The sequence below is a fragment of the Puia sp. P3 genome, from assembly GCF_050632245.1.
In the GTDB taxonomy this organism is placed as follows: domain Bacteria; phylum Bacteroidota; class Bacteroidia; order Chitinophagales; family Chitinophagaceae; genus Puia.
Genome location: NZ_CP192583.1, coordinates 2,958,291 through 2,968,290, shown reverse-complemented (window position 1 = coordinate 2,968,290; position 10,000 = coordinate 2,958,291). Strand labels below are relative to the sequence as shown.

At 53.9% G+C, this 10,000-nt stretch carries 16 protein-coding genes; 14 read left to right on the top strand and 2 right to left on the bottom strand.

All coding sequences use genetic code 11. From position 1 onward, the window contains the following. Window positions 1–33: 33 nt before the first annotated feature. From ACQ86N_RS17875 to ACQ86N_RS17850, 6 genes are read left to right on the top strand one after another with little or no spacing between them, the layout of a single operon-like run. Window positions 34–264 carry a hypothetical protein gene (locus tag ACQ86N_RS17875; RefSeq protein ID WP_431216330.1) on the top strand — a complete coding sequence of 77 codons (231 nt, stop codon included), beginning with the start codon at window positions 34–36 and terminating at the stop codon, window positions 262–264. Further along, the gene (locus ACQ86N_RS17870) at window positions 243–575 is read left to right on the top strand and encodes a hypothetical protein (protein ID WP_431216329.1); all 333 of its coding nucleotides are present in this window, start codon (window positions 243–245) and stop codon (window positions 573–575) included. The genes ACQ86N_RS17875 and ACQ86N_RS17870 overlap by 22 nt, the downstream gene beginning before the upstream one ends. Window positions 576–628: 53 nt before the next feature. Next, complete coding sequence (locus ACQ86N_RS17865) at window positions 629–955, top strand: hypothetical protein (protein WP_431216328.1); 327 nt, start codon at window positions 629–631, stop codon at window positions 953–955. 14 nt (window positions 956–969) lie between these two features. Then, window positions 970–1,560, top strand: a complete 591-nt coding sequence (locus ACQ86N_RS17860) for a RagB/SusD family nutrient uptake outer membrane protein (protein WP_431217460.1) — start codon at window positions 970–972, stop codon at window positions 1,558–1,560. Between the two features lie 38 nt (window positions 1,561–1,598). Next, window positions 1,599–2,066 carry a hypothetical protein gene (locus ACQ86N_RS17855; protein ID WP_431216327.1) on the top strand — a complete coding sequence of 156 codons (468 nt, stop codon included), beginning with the start codon at window positions 1,599–1,601 and terminating at the stop codon, window positions 2,064–2,066. Then, on the top strand, window positions 1,955–2,473 hold the full coding sequence (locus ACQ86N_RS17850) for a hypothetical protein (protein ID WP_431216326.1): 519 nt from the start codon (window positions 1,955–1,957) through the stop codon (window positions 2,471–2,473). Before ACQ86N_RS17855 ends, ACQ86N_RS17850 begins: the two co-directional genes overlap by 112 nt. A 15-nt stretch (window positions 2,474–2,488) precedes the next feature. Here the strand turns inward: ACQ86N_RS17850 and ACQ86N_RS17845 are convergent, their stop codons facing one another. Further along, on the bottom strand, window positions 2,489–3,319 hold the full coding sequence (locus ACQ86N_RS17845) for a sterol desaturase family protein (protein WP_431216325.1): 831 nt from the start codon (window positions 3,317–3,319) through the stop codon (window positions 2,489–2,491). A gap of 27 nt (window positions 3,320–3,346) precedes the next feature. Continuing rightward, on the bottom strand, window positions 3,347–3,964 hold the full coding sequence (locus ACQ86N_RS17840; protein WP_431216324.1) for a Crp/Fnr family transcriptional regulator: 618 nt from the start codon (window positions 3,962–3,964) through the stop codon (window positions 3,347–3,349). 66 nt (window positions 3,965–4,030) lie between these two features. Between ACQ86N_RS17840 and ACQ86N_RS17835 the strand changes: the two genes are divergently transcribed. From ACQ86N_RS17835 to ACQ86N_RS17800, 8 genes are all read left to right on the top strand, one after another. After that, a complete protein-coding gene (locus tag ACQ86N_RS17835; protein WP_431216323.1) occupies window positions 4,031–4,387 on the top strand; it encodes an ATP-binding cassette domain-containing protein in 357 nt (118 codons plus the stop codon). Window positions 4,388–4,422: 35 nt separating this feature from the next. Further along, window positions 4,423–4,716 (top strand): ATP-binding cassette domain-containing protein, encoded by a 294-nt coding sequence (locus ACQ86N_RS17830; RefSeq protein ID WP_431216322.1) that lies wholly within the window; start codon window positions 4,423–4,425, stop codon window positions 4,714–4,716. Then, complete coding sequence (locus ACQ86N_RS17825) at window positions 4,682–4,954, top strand: hypothetical protein (protein ID WP_431216321.1); 273 nt, start codon at window positions 4,682–4,684, stop codon at window positions 4,952–4,954. The genes ACQ86N_RS17830 and ACQ86N_RS17825 overlap by 35 nt, the downstream gene beginning before the upstream one ends. Window positions 4,955–4,992: 38 nt before the next feature. Then, the gene (locus ACQ86N_RS17820; RefSeq protein ID WP_431216320.1) at window positions 4,993–7,317 is read left to right on the top strand and encodes a Gldg family protein; all 2,325 of its coding nucleotides are present in this window, start codon (window positions 4,993–4,995) and stop codon (window positions 7,315–7,317) included. Next, the gene (locus ACQ86N_RS17815) at window positions 7,318–7,590 is read left to right on the top strand and encodes a hypothetical protein (protein ID WP_431216319.1); all 273 of its coding nucleotides are present in this window, start codon (window positions 7,318–7,320) and stop codon (window positions 7,588–7,590) included. Between the two features lie 16 nt (window positions 7,591–7,606). After that, a complete protein-coding gene (locus tag ACQ86N_RS17810; protein WP_431216318.1) occupies window positions 7,607–7,804 on the top strand; it encodes a hypothetical protein in 198 nt (65 codons plus the stop codon). A 338-nt stretch (window positions 7,805–8,142) separates the two neighbouring features. Further along, on the top strand, window positions 8,143–8,670 hold the full coding sequence (locus ACQ86N_RS17805; protein WP_431216317.1) for a MutS-related protein: 528 nt from the start codon (window positions 8,143–8,145) through the stop codon (window positions 8,668–8,670). After that, window positions 8,667–9,989, top strand: coding sequence for a MutS-related protein (locus tag ACQ86N_RS17800; protein WP_431216316.1), 1,323 nt, complete (start codon window positions 8,667–8,669; stop codon window positions 9,987–9,989). Before ACQ86N_RS17805 ends, ACQ86N_RS17800 begins: the two co-directional genes overlap by 4 nt. The last annotated feature ends 11 nt before the right edge of the window (window positions 9,990–10,000 follow it).

The following is a 10,000-nucleotide window of genomic DNA, read 5'->3' as shown; positions in this document are numbered from 1 at the left end:
ATGACCGTGAACATAACCTTTTAATACACTGTTATGAGAAATTATTCAACAACTGTCTTGCTGCTGCTGATCGTGCTGGGTGGCGCCTCCTGTAAAAAATTCCTGCAGGAGAGAGACCAGAGCGAGATGACGCCGGTAACGACGGAATCGTATAGCGAGCTCTTTTTTGGAAGTGGATATCCTTTGTCCTCCGTCATTTACCAGCAGGCGACCAGCCTGATGGACGACGACATCCGGTGTATATGGGGCCCAATGGCGACGTGACCGTCCCACCGCAGGTGTTGCCTGCTTTTTCCTGGCAGGCAGATTTTTTCCGGCAACTGATCGCCACCAAGTTCGATGGGTCAGGGGGTACGATCGATGGCTACAAGAATTATTACCAGAGTATTGTGGGCTGCAATATCGCTCTTCAGTATGCGGATGGTTCTGTCGGGACCCAGGCGGACAAGGATTTCCTGAAAGGTCAGGCATTTGCCTTGCGTGCCTCACTATTATCTGCAGCTCGTCAATCTTTCATGGCCGGCCTTATAATGACTCCAGCACCAGCCCGGATAAGAGTCCCGGCGTACCGCTGATCCTCAACTCGAACCTGTCTGCGAACCTGCCTGCGCGGAATAGTGTTGCGGAAGTGTACGACCAGCTGCTGCGCGATCTGGATAGTGCATCCGCCAGACTGGATGGGGCAAAAAGGACGGGAGATGTCTTCCGGCTCGACCATATCTCCAGTCATCTGCTGGCTTCCCGGGTGAATCTGTATATGGGCCGGTGGGATGACGTGATCCGACATGCCAGCTATGTATTGAAATACCATCCGCAGCTGATGGACCTTAATACACGGGGATTGAATACCGGCTGGTATTATGGGTCGGGTGTATTCAAGCCCATCATCGGGAACGGGAATCCCGAGACGCTGTGGGCGTACGGCAATATTGCAGAAGAATGTGCCGGCGAATGATCTGATCTCCTGTGATGTATCGCAGGACCTGGCGAACCAGTTCGACGCGATCGGATCTGCGCAGCCAGATCTATTTCGGCGCCATCCCGTCTTTTTTGCAGCAATGGATATCTCCTCTTTTTGTAGGGCAGAAGCGGGATCCTGCTGTTACGGGAGGGATCGGCAACTCCGTCATCGGGTGTTCGTTTCGTAGTTCGGAAGCTTACCTGAACCGCGCCGAGGCGTATGCGCAGAAATATCTGGCGACGGGAGATGCGAGCGCCGCGCAAAGCGCGCTCAGTGATCTCAATGCGCTGCGGGTGAAGCGGTATGATCCGTCGGCCTACCAACCTTTAGGGTCCATGACGGCGGACTCGTTGCTGCGGTTCTGCCGCAACGAGCGCAGGAGGGAATTATTCAGTGAAGGTCACCGATGGTTCGATCTGCGCAGGTATGGCATGCCGTCGATCACCCATTATTATTCCCCGATAGCGGGCACGGTCCAGAAATATGTGCTGAACGGGCATGATCCGCAGTATACGCTGCAGATACCGCCCACGGCGCTGCTCCTGAACCCAAATCTTTCGCAAAATCCCGCCGGTCCGGCGAGGAATCCGTCCAACTAAATGAGGAATCCATCCCACTAAATTGTAAATTCTGAAATATGGCTATTCAACATAACCCGATAGTTTCAAGATACGCTGCTGTGTACGTCGCTATCCTGGGGTTGCTGTCCTTGCTGATCGCCGGCTGCCAGAAGGAGGCAGCACTGACGCCTTCGCCGGCCAAGCCTTTGTATACGCTGCCACAGGGCAATCATTCTTATGATCAGACCATTATGCAGTTCTACCAGACCTACCATAGCCTTATGCTGTACCGATTTGACAGCGTGGCTTATAATTACAATGTGACGGGGCCGCTGAACCCGGATCTGACGATGACGATGGCGGATACCAATGCTATTTCGTCCGCGCTGGATTTTCTTCATGCCAACTGGCTGGATCTCTATCCGAGCGCTTTTTGCAGCAGACCCTGCCGTACAAGATACTGCTGTCGTCGCAGATCAGCATCGCGAATATCTTTTTCGGGCAGGTCAGGGATTATACCTATTTGCCGGCGATCGGCGGCCTGAATTATGTTGATTTTGGGCTGGTGAACGATTCGCTGAAGACCCTCAGCGCCCGGCAGGTCGATTCGACCCGAGGCTTGCTGCAACAGGCTTTCTGGCAACAGGCGGTGCAGAATAAGATGATCGAGCGGCCTTCTACCTTCGACTCTCTGACCAATTATTCGCAGGTGGGCCAGACGAACCTTCATCAAAACGGGATGTTCTTCTATCATCCTTATGGTAACAATGGCGTGGTGGATTTCCTGGACTATATCCAGGTGATCACTTCTACCGACTCGACCACGATGAGCAATACCTGGTTGTCGCCTTCGGTCGATGTCAACGGGCTTTATGCCGCCAAATACAATTTGATCCTGAACTATTATATCCAGAATTATGGAGTGAATCTGCAGGCTATCGGGAACAAATAAGTTGTTGGTCGTGTGTTAAAATAAAATCCGGGCTGCGGGGTAAGACCTGCAGCCCGGATTCTTTTGTGGACGGGTGGTGGTTGGGGGGAGGATTATTTTGTGGTTGCTTTCAGGGAAGGCTTCGTCGTAGTCTTCGCGGATGGTTCCCATCACGCGGTCCCAGAATAAGAAGTAGAGACCGTAGTTACCTTTGAAATAGTGGTGGTGCAGGTTGTGCCCTACCGAGGTATTGATCCACCGGCCTATGGGGCGTCGGCTAAAGGAGGGTGGAAGGAGTTCGTAGCCGAGGTGTCCATAGACGTTGATGGAAAGGCTGATCAGGAAAAAGAAGAACAAATGCCAGATTGTGACGGGTATTGTGTACAGGAAGATGATGTACATGAGGGATTCCGTGACGGCCTCCAGTGGATGGAAGGAATAGGCGGCCCATGGGGTCGGGTTGACCGAACGGTGGTGTACCAGGTGGAAGAGGCGGAATAATTTCGGCTGGTGGATCAGCCGGTGCATCCAGTAGAAATACGTGTCATGCATGAACAGCATGAGGGGGAATGCCGCCCAGAACCAGACCCATCCGTGCTGGGAAATATCCTTGTAGAAGGTGGTGTGAACGCGGAGCCTGCGGTTCTCCAGCAGAATGAAGGGCGGAAGCGTGAAAATAAGGATCGAGATGCTTGAAAAGAAGATCTCTCTTTTATAGTCTTTCGCGGCGGGGAATTTGGGCTGGATCTTTCGCCAGCTGATGCGTCGTCTGAGAAGGACATAGAATACCAGAAAAACGATGCCGGCGATGATGTAGTACTGAGGCCCGATCGCCAGCAGATGAAGGAGGAATTTTGTGAGGGTCATAATTGTTGTTATTATAACCCAAAACTATTACCGGCCCGTGAGGCGGGACTTAACCTCTGTTAATTTCTCTCTTCTGCGCCAATCTTTTTCGCAGGCGGCTGAGGCTGGGGGCGCTACGCCGAGGTAATTGGCGATGACCTTGAGGGGGATGCGGCTAAACAATTCCGGCTGTCTTTCCATGAGGTGGAGGTATCTTTCTTCCACGGACAGGGTATGCTGCGCCTGTGCATACCCGATGACGCGCCGGAGTCCTTCGAGGATCACTTTATTGAACAAGGCTTCGAACGCCGGATGAAGGGAGAAAATGGCGGGTAATTCATTCTTGCTGAGCAGGAGCAGCTGGCAGTCTTCCAGGGCGACGAAATTCTTATCCGAGGGGATGTTCTCCTGAATACCTTCCACATACGTAAAGAACTCTTTTTCGAAGAAGAAGCTGCATACGGCCTCTTTGCCGGCTTCGTCGGTGACCGTCACCATGATGAGGCCGGTGTTGAGGAAGCCGATGAACCGGCAGTATTCGCCTGCCCGGAGGATGATGTCTCCTTTTTTGTAGTGGACCATACGGCTTCGCGAAAACGCTTCCTGCAGTGCGTCTTCGGGGACTGTGACGCGCTGACGGATGAATTCGGTGACCTGATCGTACATGGGTGCAAATGTAAAAAATAGTAGTGACCGATCACCCTTTTCTTAGGGCAGGTTGCCTTTTATTTTATGAGCAGCATTTTAACCATCGAACGGCTGTCGCACAAGTACAGCAGTACCTGGGCCATCCGGGACATCAATATGGAAATCCACCAGAACGGGGTGGTAGGTCTCTCGGGATCGAATGGCGCGGGTAAATCCACGACCATGAATATTATCTGTGGTGTCCTGAATCAGACCGAGGGGAGGGTATTGATCAACGGAAAGGACGTCCGCGAGGAGGCTGAGGCCGCCAAACGGGATATTGGGTTTCTGCCCCAGAATCCGCCGTTGTATACGGACCTGACCATCGACGAGTATCTTGTCTATTGCGCCGAACTGCGGATGATACCCCGGGACCGGATCAAAAAGGCCGTGGGGAGGTGAAAGAGCGCTGCAATATTTCGCATATCAGTAGCCGATTGATCCGCAACCTGTCCGGCGGCTACCGTCAGCGGGTAGGTATCGCGCAGGCCATCATACACAAACCCCGGCTGGTGGTGATGGATGAGCCGACCAACGGACTGGACCCCAACCAGCTGATCGAGGCGAGGAAGCTCATCCGGGAGATCGGCCAGGACCGGGTCGTCCTGCTGTCCTCGCATATCATGTCCGAGATTCACCTGCTTTGTAAGGGAAGTGATCATGATCGAGGCCGGCCGGATCGTCTTTTCCGATACCATGCACGCCTTCAACAACCACGTTCAGCCGCATAGCCTGGTGCTCCGGATGGAAAACCCGCCTCCCACTGCCGATCTTCTTGCGGTGCCCGGCGTTACAAGGGCGGAAATGATGGCGGACCGGCAGGTTCGGGTATGGTTCGAAGGCGAGGAGGAGATCACCGAAAGACTGGTCGCCATGAGCGTTCAGCATGGCTGGCGGTTGCGGGAGATCAGCCTGGATAAGGGGCTGCTGGACGATGTATTCAAAGAATTGTCAGCACAAGCCTACTGACAACCTGTATTTTTCCTTCTACCATCCAACTCTAAACAATGAAGATAATCATTAAGATAGCCAAAAACGAACTCCTTAATCTCTTCTATTCACCAGTCGCCTGGTTCCTGGTGATCGCCTTTATGGTGCAGTGCGGCCTTTACTATACCGGTAATCTATATACGTGGGCCAACCTGCAGGACCTTTATCTGAAGAATATCCCGTCATGGAAGAATTGGGGCACTGTCTCTGTCACCCAGGAGACCTTTCTGGGCGGAGACGGCATCTTTGTCAATGTCCTGACGAATCTTTTCCTGTTCATCCCGCTGTTGTGTATGGGGCTGATCAGCCGCGAGATCAACAACGGTACTATCAAACTGCTTTATTCCTCGCCCGTGAAGGTGCGGGATATCGTGCTTGGAAAATACCTTGCCATCATGCTCTTCAACCTGCTGTTGCTGGCGATCCTGGGCATCTTCATGGTATCGGGGGCATTCAATATCAAATCGGTGGATTACGGGTTGCTGCTGTCGGCGTCGCTGGGTTTCTACCTGATGGTATGTGCTTTTACGGCGATCGGTCTGTTCCTGTCCAGCCTGACTACCTACCCAATCGTATCTGCCATCGGCACTTTTATCACGCTGTTTATCCTGAGCCGGATCGGTGGGCTCTGGCAGAAGTACGATTTCCTGCGGGACCTTACCAATTTTCTTTCCATGTCCGGGCGGACCGTAAAGATGCTCAAAGGGCTTATCACGACCAAGGACATCCTGTATTTCGTGTTGATCGTGTATCTGTTCTTATCTTTTACCTATTTCAAGCTGAAGGGCACCCGGGAGGCCGGGCCGTGGTATATAAAAGCAAGGGGATATCTGGTGGTGAGCGTATTGGTACTGGGGTTTGGTTATCTCGGCTCGCTGCCCGCCTATACGTTGTATTGGGATGCGACGGCGAGGCAGGCCAATACCATCGACCCGAAGGTGCAGCAGATGATCAGGGATATGGGGAAGGACAAACTGGAAGTGACGTTGTATACGAATCTGCTGGGTAAGGGCGGCACCGCCGGGCTCCCCGAGGCCCGCAACGCCTATCTTTCGACCATGTGGGAACCCTATGTACGGTTCAAGCCGGATATCGATTTCAACTACTCTTATTATTACGCTTACCATCCCTGGATGGATGACAGCGTCGGTTATAAGTCGTTCGCCGGCAAATCGGTCAGGGAGATGGCCGATCTCATGGCGCATGGCATGGAAGTGAGCCTGTCGAAGTTCATGCCGGAGGAAGAGATGGTTAAGACGACGAATCTGGCGCCGGAGAATTTCCGACTGGTCATGCAGCTGAAATATAACGGGCAGTCCACTTTCCTCCGCACCTTTGACGACGGGATGTTCTGGCCGAATGAAATGCAGGTCGCCGCGGCGCTAAAACGTCTGCAGCAGGCCCGGATGCCAAAGCTGCTGTTTGTAACGGGTGATCTGGAGCGTAGCATTTATAAGCACGGAGAACGGGAATACCAGTTGCATACCCTGCAGAGACTATACCGCGTGTCGCTGATCAACCTCGGGTTTGACGCGGACAGCGTCAACCTGGAAACGCAGGATATTCCGGCGGGTATCACCGCTCTGGTGCTGGCTGACCCCAAGAAAGATCTGAGTGCCGTCAGCCAGGCAAAGATCAGGCAGTACATCGACGGGGGCGGAAATATGCTGATCCTTGGGGAGCCCGGCAAACAGTATGTGCTGAACCCGGTGTTGCAGGAGCTGGGCGTTCAATTAAAGGAGGGTATCCTGGTGGAGCCGTCGAAGGAAGAAATGCCGCATATGGTAAAGCCCTATCTTACTGCCGCCTTCAGTCGGTTTGCGGATGAGCCCGAATTCATAGAGATGCGGGAAGGCGGAAAGTCGTTAAAAGGACTTATGCCGGGAGCGGCCGCGGTGTCCGTTGACCGGCCGGAGCTCTTCAACGTCAGTCCGTTGCTGGCGAGTGCGGGTGACAAGACCTGGTTAAAGGCAGGGAAGCTTGTGACGGACTCGACCCCGCCGGAATTCAGCCCGAAAGAAGGAGATATCAAAGGGCCGTTTCCCACCGCTGTGGCGCTGACCCGGCATTCGGGCGACCATGAACAAAAGATCATCGTTTGCGGGGATGCGGATTTTCTGAGCAATCTCCGCAGCGGCGGTGGGTCGATCGGCAGGGCCATCTACAGCTGGCTGGATGACAATAAATTCCCGATCTATACTCCGAAGGAACAGCCAAAGGATAACCTGCTGCTCGTCACGCCCGGCGGGGCGGCGGCAGAGAAAATAGTGTATGTATGGGTGCTGCCTGCCATCACCCTGCTGATCGGCACTATCTTATTGATCAGGCGTAAAAGAAAATAAATGATGAAAATAGCCGAAGAGCTGGAAATGACAACCATTAACGACGATACATCGATGCTGCTGGAGACGGATGATCAGACGATGGAAGACCTGGGGATCTTCAGCCGGCGAAGCGGCGGCGGGATCTTTGATCTGTACAATCATACCCATACGAGGGGGGCGAAACGCTTTTACGGGAAATATTCCGTACCCGCTGGCGAACAAGGAGGCCATCAACCGGCGAAGCGGTGTCATCGCCTGTTTTACCCGGCTGAATACCCTTTTTCCCTTTGAACCTGCCGATTTCGATATGGCGGAGAAATACCTGAAAAATCCGGGTGAGCGGGCCGGGAATGGCGCGGGCAAGGCCGTGCTGAATGAGAAAGAGGTACAGCAGGGTGTCGTGGCCGTTATCGCGCTGATCCGGCAGGTGCGGGATTTTGTCGACGCGGCGGCCGCGAGGAGAATGACGCCTATGAACCTGAACGGCGGGCGATCTCCCAATTAATCGCCGACCCGGTATTTGAGCCGGCGCTCCGGGGAAAAGAAAGATCTCCTATGCCGGGGTGACGGCTTTTGATATCCTGTTCCGGGTTCGCGAACGGGCGAAGATCGAGCAATTGCTGGAACATATCTATCAACTGGATGTATATCTTTCTGTTGCAAGGGTGGCGGCGGAACGGGGATTCGTTTTCCCGCGGGCCGTGGACAAGGCACGGGGCGTATTACGGCTGGAGGGGGTGTATCATCCCGAGCTGAAGTCCCCGGTCGCCAACGACCTGACGATGGCGGCTATGCGGAACCTTCTCTTTTTGACCGGTGCGAATATGGCGGGCAAATCCAGCTTTGCTGCGTGCGGTGGGAACGGCGGTCTATCTTGCCCATCTTGGTTTCCCCGTGGCCGCAGCCCAGATGGAGTTCTCCGTGCGGGATGGTCTTTATACCACCATCAATCTGCCGGACAACCTCGGCATCGGCGCCAGCCGCTTTCTATGCAGAGGTGCTGCGGGTGAAGAAGGTGGCTACCGAACTCAGCAGGGGGAAATCCTGTTCATCATCTTTGACGAGCTGTTCCGGGGCACCAATGTAAAGGATGCTTACGAGGCGACGGTGGCCGTCAGCAGAGCATTTGCAGGACGGCGAAACAGTCTCTTCATCGTTTCCTCGCATATCGTGGAGGCGGGAGAGGCTTTGCAGGCAAATGACGGCGTCGGATTCCACTATCTGCCGACCAGGATGAACGGGCATGTGCCCGAATATGCTTATACCCTCGAGCAGGGGATCACGGACGACCGGCATGGCATGATCATTATCCGAAACGAGGGGATATTGGAAACGCTAAGAAACGGACGTAAAAAAGGCAAAGCATTATGAGTTTCAGTATCGATAATCAAACACTGGATGAACTGAACCTGCTGGGCAAGTTCCGCGCGGGGTCGGTGTATAGTCTGTTCAACCACATAAAGACCCGGGGTGGGGAGCAACTGCTGGACAGGATGTTCCGGACGCCACTTACGGATGCGAAGGCCATCAATGAGCGGAGCGGTATTTTCCAGTTATTTCAGTCGCGCCAGGCGACCTTTCCCTTCGACGTCCAGGAGATCAGCCAGATGCGGGAATACCTCGACACGGGCGCGGGTAAGAATATGGCGGTGACGCTGGGTTCCACCCTTGTCAAAAAAATACTTTCCGATCTGACCCGCGACGAGCGTTACAAGAAAATGGTCCAGGGGCTGCAGGCGACGATCCTTACGCTGAACAAATGTCATGATTTTGTGAAGGAGATGGTCGGGAGTATGCCGGTCGGGGGAGCTTATTTCGAGCGGTTGCGGGAGGTGGGTGTTCTGCTTGCGGACAGGCGGCTGGAAAAGCTGCGCGCCATCGATATCTATACAGCGCTGCCTCTGCGGGTGCTGGCTTTTTATGACCACCAGCTGAAGAACGGGTTGTATGAGCAAATGGAAGCGATCCTGTCCTTTGCATACGAGCTGGACGTCAATATAGCGGTGAGCGATGTGGCGCGTGCGAGGGGATGGTCCTATGCAAAAGCCTGTGTCGCTGAAGCGAACCTCCTGTCGGCCTCCGGTCTGTACCACCCGGGTCTCAAACGGGGTGTGGGTAATTCCATCAGCCTCGACGGGGCCCACAATGTGCTTTTCCTCACCGGCGCGAATATGGCTGGTAAATCAACGTGGATGAAGTCGGTTGGGATCGGCATTTACCTGGCGCATATGGGATTTCCGGTAGCCGCGGCCCGGATGGAGTTCTCTGTCAGGGAGGGTCTTTATTCGTCGATCAATGTGGCGGACAATATCGGTTTGGGATATAGTCATTTCTATGCAGAGGTCGTGCGGGTGAAGCAGGCGGCGGAGGCGACTGCCAGCGGCAAGCGGTTGCTGCTGATGTTCGACGAGCTGTTCAAGGGCACCAATGTAAAAGACGCCTATGACGGGACGCTGGCGGTCACCGAAGCATTTGCCGAATACCGGAACTGCCTGTTCATCGTATCCACCCATATCATCGAGGTTGGAGAAGCGCTGAAGGAGCATAGCAATATCCGTCCGGTCTATATGCCTACTATCATGGACGGCGCGCATCCGCGGTATACTTACCAATTGCAGGATGGCATCACGGAAGACCGTCAGGGGATGATGATCATTCGGAATGAAGGTATTCTGGAGCTCATTGGATAATCAATTCAGTT